The following is a 17309-nucleotide window of genomic DNA, read 5'->3' on the forward strand; positions in this document are numbered from 1 at the left end:
TCGCGCCCCCGGGTTCACACGTCGGTGTCGCGCGGCAGCACCGTGAGCACGCGTTCGATGTGGTCTCGGAACTCGACCAGGTAGTCGCGGAGGAAGGTCGCGGTGCCCTCGTTGTGGACCGTCCCGTCATCGGCGAAGGTATCGGGCGAGAACTGGATGTAGGCCTCGGGCGCCGTCATCTGACGGGCGTTGCAGAAGCTCAGCACCCCGCGCAGGCTCTGCTGGGCGACCGCCGTGCCGATCGCGCCCACCGAGGCGCCGATCACCGCGGCGGGGATGTGGTCGAAGGAGTTCTGCCCCCACGGCCGCGACGCCCAGTCGATCGCGTTCTTGAGGCCGCCGGGGATCGAGCGGTTGTACTCGGGCGTCACGAAGAGCACGGCATCCGCCGAGGCGATGGACTCCTTCAGATCGACGGCCACCGCGGGGTAGTCGGCGTCATAGTCCTGGCTGTAGAGAGGGAGGTCTCGGATCGGGATCTCGAAGAACTCGAGATCATCCGGCGCCAGCCTGATCAGCGCCGTCGCGAGGATGCGGTTGATCGAGGTGGACGAGAGGCTTCCGACGAAGTATCCGACCCTGTATGCCATGACTGTTCCTCATTCCCCTAGTCGTGAGATCAGTCTCGTCCGGGCTCGCGTCTGCGTCCAGCCCCCGTGGCGAATGGTCCGCCGCCTTCGGCTCAGTCGCCGAAGGCGGCGAGCAGCTCCGCGAAGTGGTCGAGATCCTCGGCCGTCCAGCGGCGCAGCCTCTCGCCGAGGCGCTCTTCGTACCGAGCGCGGGCGAGGGCCACCCGCTCCTGCGCCAGCTCCGTGGCGACGAGCACCCGCGCGCGGCGATCGTCCGGGTCGGGGACGCTCTCGACGAGACCGAGCTGCTCGAGTTGGCGCACGTGCCGGCTGACGGCCGACTTGTCGGTCTGCAGGCGCTCGATGATGGCGCCGGCCGAGGTCGCCTTGCCGGTGGCGATCGACGTGAGCACCTGGTATCCGAGAGGTTGCAGGTCGGGATGCACGGTGGTCGCGGCTTCGCGCCAGCTCACCCGGATGCGGGCGAAGAGCCTGCCCAGCTCGTGCTCGACCCTCGAGATCGCCTGATCGAGGTCAGGGGTTGCGGCGCCGTCTATCGGGGCGACTTCGTCGGACGAGGCACTCATGCTCGCCAGCTTACGATGAAGCCCCGCCGGCGCTGTGCCGGCGGGGCTTCGATCAGATCACCGACTCGCGATCCGTTCGCACGATCACTTGTCGAGCAGACCTGCGGTGGTGAGCCATTCTTCCGCCGCGGTCGCGGCCGACGCCTTCTCGTCGCCCTCGACCCGTTCGCGCAGATCGATGAGGTCGTCGGTGGTGAGCTTCGCGGAGATCGCATTGAGCACCTCGGCGAGCTTGTCGGTGTAGATGTCCTTCGAGAGCAGCGGGATGACGTTCTGCGCCGAGATCATGTTCTCCGGGTCCTCGAGGACGACGAGGTCCTCCGACTTGATCGCCGGCGACGTCGTGTAGATGTCGGCAACCTGCACCGTGCCGTCGACGAGCGCCTGCACCGTGTCGGGACCGCCGAAGTCCTCGTACGGGACGAACGTGACCTGTCCCGCTTCGACGCCCACGCCGTAGACGTCGCGCAGCCCCGGGATCCCGTAGCCGAGTTCGCCGAACTGCGGGTTCGACGCCAGGGAGAACGGCTCGAGAGCCTTCAGGTCGCCGATGGCCGTCAGGTCGTTGTCCTCGGCGGTCTTCTTCGTCACCACGTAGGCGTCCTTGTCCTCGGCCTCGGCCGAGTCGAGCACCTGCAGGTCGTCCGCGCCCACCGCATCCGGCAGCGCCGCATCGACGTCCTCGGTCGTCCGCTCCTCGTACGCCGTGTCGTAGTACGCCAGCAGGTTGCCGTTGTACTCCGGGATGAGGTTGATGGACCCGTCCTGCAGCGCGGGGATCGTCTGCTGGCGCGGACCGATGTTGAACTTGGTCGAGACGTCGAAGCCCTCGGCCTCGAGCGCCTGCGCGTAGATCTCGCCGAGGATCTCGCTCTCGGGGAAGGCGAAGGAGCCGACGACGATCGCGTCGCCCTCGGCGGCGTCACCGCCCGAGGACGTCGGGTCGGCGGTCGCGCAGCCGGCGAGCGCGACGGTGGTGCTGACGGCGAGCAGGCAGGCCGTCAGCCAGGTCTTACGGGCTCGAGAGGTCATGCGGGGGTCCTTTCGTCGACGATCGGCGCCACAGCGGCCTCCGACCTGTTTCGCTGCACACTGCGGAGGGGACGGCTCGTCTGCCCCCGAGTACGGGTGAGGCGCTGGAGGAGCGCGAAGACGCCGTCGACGCTCAGCGCGAGAACGGTCACCAGGAGCGCCCCGCCGAGGATCACGGTGTAGTCGTTGAGGCCGATGCCCGACGAGATGATCCGCCCGAGGCCGCCGAGTCCGACGTACGACGCGATCGTCACGGTCGCGATGACCTGCAGCGTGGCCGAGCGGATCCCGCCGATGATCACCGGCAGCCCGAGTGGGATCTCGACCTTGCGGAGGATCTGCATCTCGGTCATCCCGATCGCGCGCGCCGCATCGATCGACTCGCGGCTGACGCTCTCGAGCCCGGCGTAGGCACCGGCGAGCAGCGACGGGATCGCCAGCAGCACGAAAGCGACGACGGAGCCGACGAGGACGGCCGGAGTGGTGCTGAGACCGGAGCGCAGCACCATCGTGAGGAAGAACAGGAGCCCGAGCGTCGGGAGAGCGCGCATCGCACCGGTGAAGCCGATCACGAACTGGCGACCGTGCCCGGTGTGCCCGATGTAGAAGCCGAGCGGCAGAGCGATCAGCATCGCGATGACGAGCGAGACGCCCGAGTAGATGAGGTGCTCGACGAGTCGGTCGCCGATGGGCAGCGGGCTCTGCGAGCCCGGCACCCAGTTGGCGGGGTCGAGGATCCAGGCGATGGCGTCGAGGAAGAAGTTCATCGGACACCGGCCCCCGGGGGCGCGAGCACCCGACGGGTGCTGACACTGTCGGTCGCGGGGTCGGGGTCGGTCGGTGCGCCGCTCGTGCCGCGCACGCCGGCGGCGCGGCTCCAGGGCATGAGGACCCGCCCGATCGCCACGAGGATCAGGTCGAAGACGAGAGCGATGAGCAGGCTCATGACGATCCCGACGACGACCTCCTCGAGGATGCCGCGCTGCTTGCCGTTCTGGAAGAGGTAGCCGAGATTCTCCGAGCCGATGATCACGCCCACCGAGACGAGGGCGATGGTCGACACGGAGACCACGCGGAGGCCGGCGATCAGCACGGGCCCGGCGAGAGGGAACTCGACGCGCCAGAACCGGCCGCTGCGCGAGAAGCCGATGGCCTTCGCCGACTCGATGATCGACCGATCGACCGATCCGAAGGCGTCGGTCGCCGAGCGCAGCATGATCGCGACCGCGTAGATCGTCAGCGCCACGACCAGGTTCGTGTCATCGAGGATCCGGGTGCCGAGGATGACCGGCAGGATGACGAAGAGCGGCAGGGACGGGATCGTGTAGAGCAGGCTGCCCGTCGTGATGATGAACGTCCGGGCGACGCGATTGCGGCTGGCCACCCAGCCCAGCGGCACCGCGATCAGGAAGCCGAGGATGATCGGAATGATCGCCAGACGCACGTGATTGATCGTCAGATCGACGATCAATCCGAGGTTGGAGGCGATCCAGTTCATCCGAAGTACCGTTCTTTACGGTCTTGGGACGCCGAATCGCGAAGTCAAGACATTCGACTGAACCACAGAATATCGCTCTCGACAACCCGGGCCGACACGTCGCGTGATCGGCCCGGGCTCTCGGTCAGACCTCTGAGAGCAGACGGAACACCTTGGATGCCGCGTGGATCTCGTCCTGCGTGAGCTCGGCCACGACCGTGCGCAGGCGCGAGGCGTGGTCGCTGCGCAGCTCGGTGAGGGCGGAGCAGGCCGACGGCGTCGCCGTCAGGACCCGCAGCCGGCCGTCACGCTCGTCCGGCCTCGACTCGATCAGGCCCAGCTCCTCCAGCATCCGCACCTGGCGACTGATGACGGACTTGTCCATCTCGAAGCGCTCGGCGAGCTCGTGAGCGCTGGCGGAGCCCGCCCGATCGATGAAGGTCAGCAGCTTGTAGCCGCCCACCTGCAGCTCGGGGTCGATGCGCGCCGCCGACTCCCTCCAGAGCGTCCGAGTCCTCGCGAAGATGAGGTTCAGATGCGTCTGGAGGTCGCCGAGGGCGGTGTCGACGTCGGCGGGCGCCGCCGCTTCGGAGGTGACCATGTCAGCGCCCCGACTCCCGCTCGTCGCGCTCGAGCACGGTCGTCACCGAGCCGGTCGAGGGTGAGGCGGACTCGGTGCCCGAGATGCGGATGGCTCCGGTCGACATGGTGGCGCCGACCTCGGCCTCGGAGACCTCGAGAACGGACTCCTCGGCCTGCTCGCGCAGCTGCTCGGCGGCGTTCTTCGTCGACAGCGGCTTGTTCCTGATGAACGCGATCGCGATGATGGCGATCACTGCGAGCGGAATGGCGATGATGAACGCATCCGCGATGCCGTGGCCGTATGCTCCCTCGACGATCGCGCGGATCGTGTCGGGCAGCTGAGAGACCTTGGGCACATCGCCAGAGGCGAGGTGCTTCAGCGCGTCGATCTCATCGGGCGTCGTGGGAGTGAATCCCTCGAGCGCGTCGGAGATGTAGTTGCCGACGCTGGTCGAGAGCGAGGCGCCCATGACCGTCACGCCGATGGTGCCGGCGATCGTGCGGAAGAAGTTGACGTTCGACGAGGCGGCGCCCAGCTGCTGCGGCGCGGTGTCGTTCTGCACGATGAGCGTGAGGTTCTGCATGACCATGCCGAGACCTGCGCCGAGCACGAACATGTAGGTCGCGACCAGCGGGAACGGGGTGTCGTAGCGCAGGGTCGCCATCAGGCTGACGCCGATCGTGGTCAGCACGGAGCCTGTGAGCATCCATCCCTTCCACTTGCCGAAGCGGCTGACGAGCTGGCCGATGATGATCGACGCACCCATCTGTCCGACGATCATCGGGATCGTCATGAGGCCGGACTCGGTCGGTGTGGCACCGCGGGCGAGCTGGAAGTACTGGGCGAGGAACACCGAGGTCGCGAACATCGAGACGCCGATGGCGATCGACGCGATGACCGACAGCGTGAAGGTCCGGTTGCGGAACAGCGACATCGGCACGATCGGTTCCTTGACGAAGAACTCGACGGTGATGAACGCGGCGATCGCGACACCCGCGGTGACGGCGAGCATGATGCTGGTCGAGGAGTCCCAGTCGAACTGGCTGCCGCCCATCGAGACCCAGATGAGCAGGGTCGAGACGCCGACTGCGAGCAGCACGATGCCGAAGTAGTCGATCGACACCTTGCGGTCGCGCTGGGGCTTGGGCAGGTGCAGGGTGAACTGCAGCAGCACGAGGGCGAGGATGGCGAAGGGCACGCCGACGAAGAAGTTGGAGCGCCAGCCCCAGACGTCGGTGAGGAGTCCGCCGAGCAGCGGGCCGCCGATGGTGCCGAGGGCCATGATTCCGCCGACCACGCCCATGTACTTGCCGCGCTCGCGCGGCGAGATGATGAGGGCGACCGCGATCATCACGAGCGACATCAGTCCGCCGACGCCGATGCCCTGGATCACGCGGACCGCGATGAGCATGTTGGTGTCGGTCGAGAAGCCGGCGATCACGGTGCCGACCGTGAAGATGATCAGCGACAGCTGCACGAGGATCTTGCGATCGACGAGGTCGGCGAGCTTGCCCCAGATGGGGGTCGAGACGGCGGTCGCGAGGAGGCTGGCGGTGATGACCCAGGTGTACTGCGACTGGGTGCCGCCGAGGTCGGCGATGATGACCGGCATGGAGGTCGACACCACGGTGCCCGAGAGCACGGCGACGAACATGCCGACGACGAGGCCCGAGATCGCGGTGAAGACCTCGCGAGGCGAGCGCACCGCGTCGCCTGAGGAGGTGGGTGAGATGTGTGTCACAGTGGAGAGCTCCTGTGTAGAAAGTTGATAAGAGTCAACTATACGCCTATTGGTTGCGAAAGTGCAACTGTAGACCGGAGGCAACCATCTGTCGATGGAGTGGGACGCTAGCCGCGGCTCTCGTCCTTGGTCGGCTCGACGACGCGCTGGTCCAGAGACCACGACGCGAGCAGCGCGAGACGCTCGGCCGAGGGCGAGCCCGGCTCGGCCGAGTAGATCAGCAGCACGTTGCCCGGCTCGGCGGTGATCGCGAGCTCCTCGTACGCCAGGGTCAGCTCGCCGACGAGCGGATGCCGGAACCGCTTCGTGCCCGCGCCGTGGATGCGCACATCGTGCGCCGCCCACAGCCGGCGGAACGTCTCGCTGCGCGTCGACAGCTCGCCGACGAGATCCTGCAGACCCTTGTCGTGCGGATCCCGCCCGGCTTCGGCTCGCATGATCGCGACGCACATCTCGGCGAAGAGATCCCAGTCGGGATAGAAGTCGTGCGCTGCCGGGTCGAGGAACTGGAAGCGCGCGAGATTCGGGGTGCGGCCGCCGTCGCCGATCACCGGCGAATAGAAGGCTCGGGCGAGATCGTTCGTGGCGACCAGGTTCTGGTGGGGGTCGCGGACGAACGCGATCGCATCGGTGATCGACGACAGCGCCCACTGCAGGCTGGGTCGTGCAGCCCCGGGCTTCGCCGACCGGCGACGCGAGCGGCCGCTCGACGGGATGCCGTCGGCGGCGCGGGCGAGATCGAGCAGATGCGCGCGCTCGGCGTCGTCGAGTCGAAGGGCTGACGCGAGCGCGTCGAGCACCGCGGCGGAGGCGCCGGCGATCGCGCCGCGCTCGAGCTTCGCGTAGTACTCGACGCTGACTCCGGCGAGCGCTGCGGCCTCACTGCGCCGCAGGCCGGCGACACGTCGGTTCCCGCCGGCCGGGATGCCGACCGACTCGGGCGCGACGCGCGCGCGGCGGGTCATCAGGAACTCGCGGACCTCGGATCTGTTGTCCATGCTCAGGACGCTACCCCCGACCGTGCTTCGCAGGGAGGTTCTCGCAGTACACCCCTCGACAGGGACTCCCTCGGAGCACCCGACAGGCGCAGAGTGGACAGCATGACATCCGCAGCCCGCCACTCCGTCGACCGGGTGCTCCCCGCCCTGCTGCTTCTGCTGACCGTCTTCGGGCCGATCTCGATGGACCTCTACCTGCCCGCTCTTCCGGCCCTCACGGCAGCGCTGGGCGCCGCCACGTCGGTCGCGCAGCTCACCGTGACCGCCTGCCTCATCGGTCTGGCGGCCGGTCAGCTCATCGCCGGGCCGGTGTCGGATCGATACGGCCGCCGCGGCGTCCTGCTCATCGGCATCGTGGCGTACATCGTCACGTCGATGCTGTGCGCGATCAGTCCGACGGTCGAGCTGCTGATCGCCGCCCGATTCGTGCAGGGACTCGCCGGCGGCGTCGGCATCGTGATCGCCCAGGCGGCCGGGCGTGACGTCTTCTCCGGCGGGACGCTGATCCGCTTCTACGCGCGGCTCACCGTCGTCGGCGGCTTCGCGGCGATCGTCGGCCCGCTGCTCGGGGGCCTCCTCAACACGATCATCGACTGGCGGGGACTCTTCGTCTTCCTCGCCGTCATCGGCGCCGTCATCCTGATCATCGCGCTCGCGCGGTTCGGGGAGACCCTGCCGATCGAGGCACGGACGACCGGCGGTCTGACCCGCACCCTGAGCGACTATCGGACGCTCCTGCGAGACCGCGTCTTCGTCGGCGCCGTCCTGAATCAGGGGCTGATGTACGCCGCGCTCTTCGCCTACCTGTCCGGCGCGACGTTCGTGCTGCAGGACATCTACGGCCTGTCGCCCCTCGGCTACGCCCTCGCGTTCGGCGCGAACTCCGCGGGATTCATGGTCTTCGGCCACCTGGCCGGCCGATTCTCCGAACGAGGGCACGTGCACGCCGTCCTCGCCGCCGGTGTCGTGGTCGCGACCGCCGGCGCTCTCGGCCTGCTCGCCGCCGGACTCACGACGATGCCGCTGTGGGTCGTGCTCGCGTCGCTGTTCGCCCTCGCCGCGGGCGTCTCCATCTCGTCTCCCCCGGCCACGACCCTCGCTCTGGTCGGATACCCGCAGATCGCCGGCACCGCCTCGTCGCTTCTCGGGATGGTGCGGTTCGGCTTCGGGGGCATCGCCGCCCCGCTCGTCGGCGTCGCCGGTGCCTTGAGCATCCTGCCGCTCGGCGTGGTCACCGTCTCCGCGACCGTGCTCGCGGCCGTCACCCTGGTGCTGATCGGCACCGCACGCGGGCGCACGCCACGGCACTCGCCGCACACGACCTCATCCGCCGCCCTCACCCACTGAAGGAGAACATCATGAGCACAGACACCGTCAGCACCCGCACCATGCGCGCCGTCGTCATGCACGCCCCCGGAGACGTCCGCGTCGAGGAGGTCCCCCGCGCTTCCGTCGTCGAGCCGACGGATGCGGTCATCCGCGTCACCGCCGCCTGCATCTGCGGCTCGGACCTCTGGCCCTACCGCGGCATCGAGCCGGTGGACCACCCCACACCGATGGGTCACGAGTACATCGGCGTCGTCGAGGAGGTCGGCGACGAGGTCCGTGACATCGCGGTCGGCGACTTCGTCGTGGGATCGTTCGTCGCGTCCGACAACACGTGCGAGATCTGCCAGGCGGGATTCCAGTCGCGCTGCATCCACCAGGTCATGATGGGCGGCGTCGGCACCCAGTCCGACTACGCCCGCATCCCTCTCGCCGACGGCACTCTCGTCGCCGTCGAGGGCGATCCGACCCCCGCGCAGACGCGCAGCCTGCTCGCGGCATCCGACGTCCTGGGCACCGGATGGTTCGCCGCCGTGGCCGCCGAGGCGGGGCCGGGCAAGACCGTCGCCGTGGTCGGCGACGGAGCCGTCGGCCTGCTCGCGATCCTCGCGGCCAGGCAGCTCGGAGCCGAGCGGGTCATCGCGATGTCCCGCCACGCCGACCGTCAGGCTCTGGCGACGAAGTTCGGGGCCACCGACATCGTCGAGGAGCGCGGCGACGCAGGCGTCGCGAAGATCAAAGAGCTCACCGGAGGGTACGGCGCCCACTCCACCGTCGAGGCGGTCGGCACCCAGGAGTCGATGATGCAGGCGATCCACGCCACGCGTCCGGGTGGACACGTGGGGTACGTCGGCGTGAGCCACGGCGTCGAGCTCGACGGCCTGGACCTGTTCTTCTCGACCGTCAGCCTTCTGGGCGGGCCGGCGCCGGTGCGCCGCTTCCTGCCCCAGCTGATCGACCTCATCATGACCGATCAGATCGATCCGGGGGCCGTCTTCGATCTGACGCTGCCGATCGAGCAGGCAGCCGAGGGCTACAGGGCCATGGACGAGCGCCGCGCCACCAAGGTGCTGCTCACCACCGACTGATCGGAACCCCCGACGGCGGCGGGCGCCTTTCTCGTGCCCTCCGCCGTCGGCGAAGGAAACTCGCGGTCAGCGTGCCGTCGCGGCCGACCCGTCGAGGTCGAGGTCCACATCGACGTACCAGTCGCTGTGGCCGCCGTGCTCTCCCGAGTCCGGAGAATCGGGATAGAGGCGGTGCGCCTGCAGCTTCGCCGCGTGCTCGCTGAAGTCGGGCTCGTCGTCATCGAACTCGTGCGGCCCGACCAGCAGGTCGTTGCCCACGCCGATCACGAGGTCGGCGCAGTCCTCGCGCCCGCCGACGAGGATGGGGATCTCGACGGCGTCGGCCTCCCCCTCTTTGGCGACGGCTGCGGCGAGAGTCACGAGAGAGTCCGCCACGTCATCCGTGGTCACCAGCTGCTGGCCTGCGTACGAGACGATCTTCATGGATCCATCCTGGCCGACTCGGCCGATCCGCGGTGCAGGGTTGCGCGGCGGCGCACGGTTCGATATGCGGGCGAAGCCCGACCGGCGGGATCAGCTCACATCCGGGCGTAGCGGGCGCGGGCGAAGCAGAACAGGCCGTACAGAGCGAGGCCGGCACCGACCACCCACAGGATGACGGCGCCGAACGGGAGTCCGGCCAGAGCGCGCAGCGCCGAGTCCAGGCCGCCGGCGGTCTCGGGGTCATGCGTGAGCGCCGCGATGACGAACAGCACACCCGCGACCCCGACCGCGATGCCCTTGGCGACATAGCCGGCCGTTCCGAAGGCGGCGATGCCGGATCGCGCTTTTCCGGACGGCACGGACAGATGCTCCATGAACGCGCGAGTGATGCCCCGGACGACGAAGGCGACGCCGACGGCCGCCACTCCGAGCCCGACGAGCACGAGGAGCACGACGCCGGCCGGCACCGCGAGCAGCTTCGCGCTGAACGACTGGGAGGATTCGGACGACTGCGACTGGCCCCCGAGCGCATAGACCAGAGCCGTCGCGCCGATCGCGAGATAGGCGACAGCCGTGCCGAGGAACTTCGCCCGGTGCGCCCACTTCTTCTTCGCGTCGGGATCGCGCTCGACGACCGCCTCGGCGATCTGCCAGATCGCGAGAGCGAGCAGGCCGAGCACGATCAGCCACAGCAGGAACACGCCGGCGGGAGACTCCTGGATCTGCTGCATGGCACCGCCCTGATCGGCGTTCTCGCCGCCGCCGCCGGTCGCGATCGAGATCGCGATGCCCCCGATGAGGATGTGCAGGATGCCGAGCACGACGTAGCCGACGCGCGCGAGGACGCGGAAGGCGGTCGAGTCCTGGGCGGCTCTCGCGGTGGAGGCGGCCGAGTCGCGAGTGTTCATGGATTCACGGTGCTTTCGATCGGTTCTTCGGAGGTGTCGGGAGTGGGTGTCGCAGACGCGAGGCGCCGCGCACGGATCGCCTCCATGCACGCCCAGACGAATGTCGCGACGGCGACGCCCTCGAGCATTCCCGCGACGACGTCGCTCAGCCAGTGGGCATGCAGGTAGGTGCGGCTCCACATCATGAGGAGCACCCACACGACGCCCACGACCCAGACCCATCGACGACGGAGCACCAGTGCGAGGACGACCACGACGGTCGTGGCGACAGCCGTGTGCCCGGATGGAAAGGACGTCGCGACGCTCTCGGCGAGCGAGTCCGCCGGTCGCGTGCGCCCGATCACTGCCGCCATGGTCGCGCCGATCGCCACGACGGCGACCATCGCGATCGCCAGCGTCGCGGCATCCCACCGCCGACCGCGCCAGATGAGCGCAGCGATCAGCAGCGCTCCGACGACGATCATGCCGATGGTGCCGCCGACCACTGCCGGGACCCAGGCGACGACGACCCAGATGTCGCTGGTCAGCGCGACCATGAGGTCGTGCCACCAGACGTCGATCGCGAGCGGCTCGTGACCGCCGAGGGCGACCACCGCCCGCAGCACGACGAAGGCGAGGGTCGCTGCGACACCGACGACGATCGCGCCGGTGCCGCGCTGCACCTCGGTCACGCCGACATCAGGCGAGGGGCTCGTTGTCGCGCATGCTGCGACGGGTCACGCGGTCGCCGGTCGCCGGGTCGACGGCGGTGCGGTCGACGGTCTCGGTGCGACGGCTGCGCATCGTGAGGATGAGGCTGATCAGGAAGACGACGACTCCTGCGCCCATGAGGATGTAGCCGATCAGATCGAGATCGACGTAGCCGCCGGTGTCGATGTTGAGTGCGAAGACCAGGATCGCTCCGATGACGAAGAGCGCGATGCCGCTGCCGATGCCCATATGTCCATTCCTCTCCGAGACCGCGTCCGCGGTCTCGCGACGACCAGAATATGGTCAACACCGATTGAGTCAATACCCGTGGACACGTCCATCATCCCGTGATATGGATGGGAACGATGACTGATCTCGAACGCCGCGTGGCGATCTTCGCCGCACTCGCTGATCAGACGCGCCTGCGCATCGTCGACCTGCTCACCCTCGGCGACCTCTCGTCGTCGGAGATCGGCACGACGCTCGACCTGAGATCGAATCTGATCGCCCACCATCTCGGCGTCCTCGAGTCCGCGCGCATCATCACGCGCACGCGCTCGGAGTTCGACAGGCGGCGCAGCTACATCGGGCTCCGCCCCGAGGTGTTCGACACGCTCGCACCGCCGAGCGTCGCTCCCCCGCGCCGGGTGCTGTTCGTGTGCACCGCGAACTCGGCACGATCGCAGCTCGCCGAGGTCATCTGGCGCGACATGAGCGCGATCGACGTGGCCTCCGCCGGCACCCAGCCCGCCTCCGCGGTGAACCCCGAGGCGCTGGCGACAGCCGAACGCCACGGGCTGATCATCGACCCGGCGCGGCCACCCCGCCACGTCGACGAGGTGCGCACCGACGACGACCTGGTGATCACGGTGTGCGACGACGCGCACGAGCGGATGCTCACGGGCGACGACCTGCACTGGTCCGTGCGGGATCCTGCCAGGGTCGGCACGGCCGCCGCCTTCGAGAGCGCCTTCGACACGCTCTGCCAGAGGATCCGCGCACTGTCGTCGCGGCTGATCGCGGCCTGACAGCCCCGGCCCGGATGTCCCCGGCCCGTGCGACGATCTGCACGTCGACGGGAGAACACGATGCGGGGCGAAGCCACCGTGCTGCACGCCGATCTCGACGCGTTCTACGCCTCGGTCGAGCAGCGCGATGCGCCCGCTCTGCGCGGCCGGCCCGTCATCGTCGGCGGAGGCGTGGTGCTGGCGGCGAGTTACGAGGCCAAGGCCCGAGGGGTGCGCACTGCGATGGGCGGCCGCCAGGCGCTCGAGCTCTGCCCGGATGCCGTCGTCGTCCCGCCGCGCATGGAGGCGTACTCGGCGGCGAGCAAGGACGTGTTCGCGATCTTCCGCGACACGACCCCGCTCGTGGAGGGCCTCTCGATCGACGAGGCCTTTCTCGAGGTCGGCGGGCTGAGGCGCATCGTCGGCACCCCCGAAGAGGTCGCAGTGCGGCTGCGGAATCGGGTGCGCACCGAGGTCGGCCTGGCCATCTCGGTGGGCGTGGCGCGCACCAAGTTCCTCGCCAAGGTCGCCAGCGCGGTCAGCAAACCCGATGGGCTGCTCGTGGTCGAACCCGACCGGGAGGAGCAGTTCCTGCTGCCGCTGCCGGTCGAGCGCCTGTGGGGCGTCGGGGCGGTGACGGCCGAGAAGCTGCACCGCTACGGGGTGCACACGGTCGGTCAGCTGGCGGAGCTCGAGGCGGCGACGGCCGAGCGGGTGCTGGGCAAGGCTGCGGGCTCGCACCTGCACGCCCTCGCCCGCCTGCGCGACCCGCGCCCGGTCGACACGACCCGGCGCCGCGGCTCGATCGGCTCGCAGCGCGCCCTCGGCTCGCGCGCCCGCACAGCGGACGAGCTCGACCTCTTCCTCACGCAGATCATCGACCGGCTCGCCCGCCGGCTCCGCGACGGCGAGCGCGTCTGCCGCACGGTCGTGCTGCGCCTTCGTTACGGGGACTTCGCCAAGGCGACCCGATCACGCTCTCTCCGAGTGCCGACCGATCGCACCGCGATCCTGCTCGACGTCGCGCGGACGCTGCTCGCCGCGGCCTGGCCCGAGATCGAGGCGCGGGGCATCACCCTCATCGGGATCTCGCTGTCGCAGCTCGACCGCGCCGAGAACGCGCCACCCGAACTGCCGATCGACTGGGGCGACGACGAACGACTCGACACGGTGCTCGACACCCTGCGCGGTCGCTTCGGCGCGGCATCCGTCTCGCGCGCCGCTCAGCTGGGGCGCGACCCGGGGTGGTCGAGTCCGATCCTCCCCGAGCACGAGTGAGCGCTCGACGTCAGAGCTGGTCGAGCACCAGTTCGCCGCGCGAGTTCAGCTGATCCATCATGTGGGCGACCCGTTTGGGGTCGATCGCGGGCATCGTCGGGTCATCGAACTCGAGCACCAACGGGATACTGGGGTGCACCCAGATGGTCATGCGGCCGGACGATGCCTCGGGCTTCGAGAGCCAGGTCATCATGAAGCTCTCATTGCGGCGCAGCTTCGTGCCGATCACGATCTTCACGTGCGCCAGAGTGGCGTCCTCGATCTCGATCGCGGGCCGCGAGCTGTTGTACTCCAATTTCCCCATGATGAGAACTGTACGCTCAGCGGAACCGATCGGGACCGCCCCACCCTCCGACCCATGCCTCCACGTGCGGGTTCGAGCGCAGCAGATGCACGCCTTCCGCGCGGACGGTCAGGGTCTCGAATCCCTCTGCCGTGCCCCATCGCGCGGCTCGCCGCAGCGCTCGTCGCGAGTGCAGCACACCGGCGGACGAGCCGGCGGAGTCGACGAGATCGACGGTGCCGACGTCACCCGCACCGAGGCCCGCGACGAGCTCGGCGATCCCTGCCGACTCGAGGACCACGACCGGGCGGTCGAGCTCCCAGAGCACCCTGGCCTCAGGCTCGTCGCCGTCGCCGTCGCCGTCGCCGTCGATCACGATGCGCGGGTCGTCGATGTCGAGTCCGGACGTCGCATCGAGCATCACGCGCGACCGCGGGAACGCGGTGAGGATCGAGTCCACCGCGATGAACAGCGCCTCCCGGGTGTGCGTGCCGCGCAGCCGGACGACGAGATCCGGGACCGCCGACAGCAGTCCCCGCGGAGCCGAGCCGTCGACCGGGATCGACGAGACGAGTGTCATGGTCTGGGCGTTCGCGCGCTCGAGCCCGGAATCCGTGCGCTCGGCCCACTCGGGCCCGTCGTGCCAGGCCACGGCCGTCGGCACGTGCGCCAGCACGGCGCCGGCCTGCCACATCCGATGCGCCCACTCCCAGTCCTCCCCGCCGTAGGTCGAAAACGACTCGTCGAAGCCGCCGGTCTCCTCGAACAGGCGACGCGAGCAGGCGATCACCGCGCCGATGACGAACCGGTACGAGCGGTCGTCGGCGTCGAGCAGGTCACGGCTGCGTGCGTACTCCTCGGCGAGCCAGGCCGGCTCCGGGAGCTCCCGGCCGATCACCGCCCCGGTCACGGGAGTCTCCGCATCGATGCCCGAGAAGTCGGCGTGGCGACGCCGTCCGACCGTGACCGCCTCGGGAAGCAGCGCCGGAAGACGGGTGAGCGCCCGCACGTACCCGGGTTCCGGGGCGGTGTCGGCATCCAGGAAGCAGAGCACGTCCCCGGTGCTCGCTCGTGCGCCGAGATTGCGTGCAGCGGCGAGGCGGAAGCCCCGGTCGTCCTGCCGCACGAGGGTGACCCCCGGCGGCACGAGGACATCCCCGGCGGAGCCGTCGTCGGCGACGACGATCTCGAGGAGTTCGCGCGGATAGTCCTGCGTCGACAGCGCCGACAGCGTGCGGGCGAGCTCCCCGGGCTGCTCGTAGTGGGCGACGATCACCGACACTTTCGGCAGCGTCTGCGGCTGGACCCCGTCGAGCGAGTCCCACCTGTTGCCGACGACCCACGGGCGCCGTGTCACCACGCCAGCCCGCCCCACCAGCGCACGTAGGCCTCCGCCGCGTCCGGCCACGACATCGGCAGCCGAATGAGTCCGTGCCAGGTCGTCTCGGGTCGTTCGAACGCCGCCCGCACCGCGGTGGCGAGCTCTGATCCGTCGACGGTCTGCACGGTTCCCGGACGCAGCGCCGCCATCTCGTCCATGTAGCGATTGCGCACGGCGACGGGACGGCGCCCCCAGCCGATCCACGATGCGAGGGACCCCGACGCCGACACATGGCGGTGGGCGATCACCGGCACCGACACCGCGCGTCCCCGCCGGGCGATCTCCTCGTCGTCGAGCCAGCCCGTCACGTCGACCTCGACACCGAGGGCGCCCGCGCGACGGACGAACTCCTCGAGCTCCGCGGCGTGGCCGTCGGACGCCCGGCCGAGAACCGTCATCCTCGTGATGCCCGCGGACGCGGCTGCGCGGGCCGCCTCGTCGTGTCCTTTGCCCGGGTAGAAGTAGCCGAGCACTCCGATCGACTCGTCAGCCGGCGTCCGCGGCACCTCGGGCCGCAGCTCGACGGGCAGCGGGATGCTCACCGCCGGGCCCGTCCACACCCGCTCTTCGCGCAGCAGCGCACGCTCATGGTCGCTGTTCACCGCCACTCCACGCGCCGCCGCCGCAACTGCCGCGTACGCGGCCCGCCGCCGGGGCAGGTTGCGCTCGCCGTCCGACGCCTGCGGCACGTCGTGCAGGGTGACGCTGATCGCGCGCCCGGCGGCGAGGTCTCCGAACGTCTGCGCCGCCTCCTCGGGAGAGCGACCCCAGAGTCGGTCGGTGAAGTGCACGTGCAACGGGGCGCGGTCGTCGTCCTCCAGGTCGTGCGGTTCCACGGTGCGGATCGTCGGATCGGCGGCGCGGACCGCATCGGCCATCTGCCGTCCGTACATGGCGACGCCGTGCGTTCCAGGGTGGACGAGCAGCAGCGGGGTGACGCTCATCGTGCTCGCCAGACGTCGAGAAGGGGCGCGAGACGGGTCACGGCGGCGTCGACGAACTCCGGGTGCGCGGCGTACCACTCGCGGTGAGCGGCACGCACCTCGGCGTCGTCGACCGCAACGCCGTCGACGATCCAGTGCGCGCGCGGCTCGTCCGCCAGCCCCCACGCGTCGACGACCTCCGGCTCCAACGGCGCGCGCACCGAGTTCAGCAGCGGGCGCCCGGGGTCGGTCGGGCCGCCCGTATGGCCGAGCATCTCGAGCATGCGGGCCCCCAACGGCATCCACACCGCATCGCCCGGATGATTGACCGTGCGCATGTGATCGGCCGTGACGGAGTCGAAGAGGTCGGAGACCGCCACGTCGGCGGTCAGCTCGCGCAGGCGCAGCGTGTCGATCGACGTCTGTCCCACGGCCCGCACCTCAGCGGACGCGAGCGCGGCGACGACGGGGATGCCCGCGGCGGCGGCGAGAGTGCGCACGTCGTGGTACGCCACGACGGGCGGATCTCCCTCGACGCCGGGAACCCGGAAGGCGGATTGAAACGGATGCAGTCCGGCGAAGCGCACCGGGGGCACGGTCATGACCCGGGCATCGGTCACCGCAGCGATCTGCTGCGTCCCCAGCGGCAGATCGCGATAGTCGTCACGGATCGGCTGGCTCACCACGACGTCGGCGAGGCCGGCGATCTCGTGCAGGCGCGCGGCGTCGGCGGCGGTCATCTCGTGCACGGCGGGGACGCGCACGAATCGGTGCTCCGGCGCATCCATCACCACGCGCAGCGACTCGGCCTGGCAGTTGCCGAGGACGACGCCGAATCGTTCGGGAAGCGGGGTGAGCCCGTAGAACTCCGAGTAGTGCTTCTGACGCGCTAGCACCACGGAGCCGGTCGGCGCAACGCCCGTGCGCGGTTCGGGATCGTGGCTCATGATTCGAACGTACCCCCTTCGATCGCATCAGTCGTGCGCCCCCTTTGCTGTGCGGTCACCCCCGTCAT

20 protein-coding genes are annotated in these 17309 nt (G+C 69.5%); 4 read left to right on the plus strand and 16 right to left on the minus strand.

What is annotated here, in order from left to right:
- Positions 1-14: 14 nt before the first annotated feature.
- The 8 genes from LQZ85_RS02825 to LQZ85_RS02860 form a co-directional block, all read right to left on the minus strand.
- Entirely contained in the window at positions 15-590 is a 576-nt protein-coding gene (locus LQZ85_RS02825) for an NADPH-dependent FMN reductase (RefSeq protein ID WP_053097629.1), read from the minus strand.
- A 92-nt stretch (positions 591-682) separates the two neighbouring features.
- Positions 683-1156 carry a MarR family transcriptional regulator gene (locus LQZ85_RS02830; RefSeq protein WP_072591758.1) on the minus strand — a complete coding sequence of 158 codons (474 nt, stop codon included), beginning with the start codon at positions 1154-1156 and terminating at the stop codon, positions 683-685.
- Positions 1157-1240: 84 nt separating this feature from the next.
- Positions 1241-2188 (minus strand): ABC transporter substrate-binding protein, encoded by a 948-nt coding sequence (locus tag LQZ85_RS02835; protein ID WP_053097631.1) that lies wholly within the window; start codon positions 2186-2188, stop codon positions 1241-1243.
- Positions 2185-2955: an ABC transporter permease gene (locus LQZ85_RS02840; RefSeq protein WP_072591759.1), complete on the minus strand. Its 771-nt coding sequence runs from the start codon at positions 2953-2955 to the stop codon at positions 2185-2187. The genes LQZ85_RS02835 and LQZ85_RS02840 overlap by 4 nt, the downstream gene beginning before the upstream one ends.
- A complete protein-coding gene (locus tag LQZ85_RS02845) occupies positions 2952-3686 on the minus strand; it encodes an ABC transporter permease (protein ID WP_230100418.1) in 735 nt (244 codons plus the stop codon). Before LQZ85_RS02845 ends, LQZ85_RS02840 begins: the two co-directional genes overlap by 4 nt.
- A gap of 124 nt (positions 3687-3810) precedes the next feature.
- Positions 3811-4266, minus strand: coding sequence for a MarR family transcriptional regulator (locus tag LQZ85_RS02850; RefSeq protein WP_053097635.1), 456 nt, complete (start codon positions 4264-4266; stop codon positions 3811-3813).
- 1 nt (position 4267) lies between these two features.
- The gene (locus LQZ85_RS02855) at positions 4268-5989 is read right to left on the minus strand and encodes an MDR family MFS transporter (protein WP_230100419.1); all 1722 of its coding nucleotides are present in this window, start codon (positions 5987-5989) and stop codon (positions 4268-4270) included.
- Positions 5990-6096: 107 nt separating this feature from the next.
- The gene (locus tag LQZ85_RS02860) at positions 6097-6987 is read right to left on the minus strand and encodes a helix-turn-helix transcriptional regulator (protein WP_230100420.1); all 891 of its coding nucleotides are present in this window, start codon (positions 6985-6987) and stop codon (positions 6097-6099) included.
- 102 nt (positions 6988-7089) lie between these two features.
- Between LQZ85_RS02860 and LQZ85_RS02865 the strand changes: the two genes are divergently transcribed.
- Positions 7090-8334 carry a multidrug effflux MFS transporter gene (locus tag LQZ85_RS02865; RefSeq protein ID WP_230100421.1) on the plus strand — a complete coding sequence of 415 codons (1245 nt, stop codon included), beginning with the start codon at positions 7090-7092 and terminating at the stop codon, positions 8332-8334.
- Positions 8335-8375: 41 nt separating this feature from the next.
- Entirely contained in the window at positions 8376-9401 is a 1026-nt protein-coding gene (locus tag LQZ85_RS02870) for a zinc-dependent alcohol dehydrogenase family protein (RefSeq protein WP_056280243.1), read from the plus strand.
- A gap of 66 nt (positions 9402-9467) precedes the next feature.
- Here LQZ85_RS02870 and LQZ85_RS02875 read toward each other — a convergent pair whose 3' ends face one another.
- The 4 genes from LQZ85_RS02875 to LQZ85_RS02890 form a co-directional block, all read right to left on the minus strand.
- Positions 9468-9824: a hypothetical protein gene (locus LQZ85_RS02875; RefSeq protein WP_056279548.1), complete on the minus strand. Its 357-nt coding sequence runs from the start codon at positions 9822-9824 to the stop codon at positions 9468-9470.
- Positions 9825-9919: 95 nt separating this feature from the next.
- Positions 9920-10732, minus strand: a complete 813-nt coding sequence (locus LQZ85_RS02880) for a DUF1206 domain-containing protein (RefSeq protein WP_053097639.1) — start codon at positions 10730-10732, stop codon at positions 9920-9922.
- Entirely contained in the window at positions 10729-11403 is a 675-nt protein-coding gene (locus tag LQZ85_RS02885) for a phosphatase PAP2 family protein (RefSeq protein WP_187250245.1), read from the minus strand. Before LQZ85_RS02885 ends, LQZ85_RS02880 begins: the two co-directional genes overlap by 4 nt.
- A gap of 7 nt (positions 11404-11410) precedes the next feature.
- Complete coding sequence (locus LQZ85_RS02890) at positions 11411-11671, minus strand: DUF6458 family protein (protein ID WP_053097641.1); 261 nt, start codon at positions 11669-11671, stop codon at positions 11411-11413.
- Between the two features lie 116 nt (positions 11672-11787).
- Here LQZ85_RS02890 and LQZ85_RS02895 point away from each other — a divergent pair, with 116 nt between their 5' ends.
- Both LQZ85_RS02895 and dinB read left to right on the plus strand, forming a co-directional pair.
- A complete protein-coding gene (locus tag LQZ85_RS02895; RefSeq protein ID WP_315985312.1) occupies positions 11788-12450 on the plus strand; it encodes a helix-turn-helix domain-containing protein in 663 nt (220 codons plus the stop codon).
- A gap of 60 nt (positions 12451-12510) precedes the next feature.
- Positions 12511-13707, plus strand: a complete 1197-nt coding sequence (gene dinB / locus LQZ85_RS02900; RefSeq protein WP_230100422.1) for a DNA polymerase IV — start codon at positions 12511-12513, stop codon at positions 13705-13707.
- A 10-nt stretch (positions 13708-13717) separates the two neighbouring features.
- On the opposite strand, the gene LQZ85_RS02905 is transcribed toward dinB, so the two are convergent.
- The 4 genes from LQZ85_RS02905 to LQZ85_RS02920 are packed head-to-tail and all read right to left on the minus strand — an operon-like array spanning position 13718 to position 17241.
- A complete protein-coding gene (locus LQZ85_RS02905) occupies positions 13718-14011 on the minus strand; it encodes a hypothetical protein (RefSeq protein WP_053097644.1) in 294 nt (97 codons plus the stop codon).
- Between the two features lie 16 nt (positions 14012-14027).
- Positions 14028-15350 (minus strand): glycosyltransferase family 2 protein, encoded by a 1323-nt coding sequence (locus tag LQZ85_RS02910; protein ID WP_230100423.1) that lies wholly within the window; start codon positions 15348-15350, stop codon positions 14028-14030.
- Entirely contained in the window at positions 15344-16315 is a 972-nt protein-coding gene (locus tag LQZ85_RS02915) for a hypothetical protein (protein WP_230100424.1), read from the minus strand. Before LQZ85_RS02915 ends, LQZ85_RS02910 begins: the two co-directional genes overlap by 7 nt.
- On the minus strand, positions 16312-17241 hold the full coding sequence (locus LQZ85_RS02920) for a WcbI family polysaccharide biosynthesis putative acetyltransferase (RefSeq protein WP_230100425.1): 930 nt from the start codon (positions 17239-17241) through the stop codon (positions 16312-16314). Before LQZ85_RS02920 ends, LQZ85_RS02915 begins: the two co-directional genes overlap by 4 nt.
- Between the last annotated feature and the right edge of the window lie 68 nt (positions 17242-17309).

This window comes from Microbacterium sp. Bi98 (assembly GCF_918698045.1).
Lineage (GTDB): Bacteria > Actinomycetota > Actinomycetes > Actinomycetales > Microbacteriaceae > Microbacterium.

Excerpts from the sequence above, each read along its gene's own strand:
- LQZ85_RS02880 (WP_053097639.1), bottom strand. The coding sequence starts at position 10,732 with ATGAACACTCGCGACTCGGCCGCCTCCACCGCGAGAGCCGCCCAGGAC.
- LQZ85_RS02870 (WP_056280243.1), top strand. The coding sequence starts at position 8,376 with ATGCGCGCCGTCGTCATGCACGCCCCCGGAGACGTCCGCGTCGAGGAG.
- LQZ85_RS02860 (WP_230100420.1), bottom strand. The coding sequence starts at position 6,987 with ATGGACAACAGATCCGAGGTCCGCGAGTTCCTGATGACCCGCCGCGCG.
- LQZ85_RS02850 (WP_053097635.1), bottom strand. The coding sequence starts at position 4,266 with ATGGTCACCTCCGAAGCGGCGGCGCCCGCCGACGTCGACACCGCCCTC.
- LQZ85_RS02895 (WP_315985312.1), top strand. The coding sequence starts at position 11,788 with ATGACTGATCTCGAACGCCGCGTGGCGATCTTCGCCGCACTCGCTGAT.
- LQZ85_RS02875 (WP_056279548.1), bottom strand. The coding sequence starts at position 9,824 with ATGAAGATCGTCTCGTACGCAGGCCAGCAGCTGGTGACCACGGATGAC.
- LQZ85_RS02865 (WP_230100421.1), top strand. The coding sequence starts at position 7,090 with ATGACATCCGCAGCCCGCCACTCCGTCGACCGGGTGCTCCCCGCCCTG.
- LQZ85_RS02840 (WP_072591759.1), bottom strand. The coding sequence starts at position 2,955 with ATGAACTTCTTCCTCGACGCCATCGCCTGGATCCTCGACCCCGCCAAC.
- LQZ85_RS02905 (WP_053097644.1), bottom strand. The coding sequence starts at position 14,011 with ATGGGGAAATTGGAGTACAACAGCTCGCGGCCCGCGATCGAGATCGAG.
- LQZ85_RS02835 (WP_053097631.1), bottom strand. The coding sequence starts at position 2,188 with ATGACCTCTCGAGCCCGTAAGACCTGGCTGACGGCCTGCCTGCTCGCC.
- LQZ85_RS02890 (WP_053097641.1), bottom strand. The coding sequence starts at position 11,671 with ATGGGCATCGGCAGCGGCATCGCGCTCTTCGTCATCGGAGCGATCCTG.
- LQZ85_RS02920 (WP_230100425.1), bottom strand. The coding sequence starts at position 17,241 with ATGAGCCACGATCCCGAACCGCGCACGGGCGTTGCGCCGACCGGCTCC.
- LQZ85_RS02915 (WP_230100424.1), bottom strand. The coding sequence starts at position 16,315 with ATGAGCGTCACCCCGCTGCTGCTCGTCCACCCTGGAACGCACGGCGTC.
- LQZ85_RS02830 (WP_072591758.1), bottom strand. The coding sequence starts at position 1,156 with ATGAGTGCCTCGTCCGACGAAGTCGCCCCGATAGACGGCGCCGCAACC.
- dinB (WP_230100422.1), top strand. The coding sequence starts at position 12,511 with ATGCGGGGCGAAGCCACCGTGCTGCACGCCGATCTCGACGCGTTCTAC.
- LQZ85_RS02845 (WP_230100418.1), bottom strand. The coding sequence starts at position 3,686 with ATGAACTGGATCGCCTCCAACCTCGGATTGATCGTCGATCTGACGATC.
- LQZ85_RS02825 (WP_053097629.1), bottom strand. The coding sequence starts at position 590 with ATGGCATACAGGGTCGGATACTTCGTCGGAAGCCTCTCGTCCACCTCG.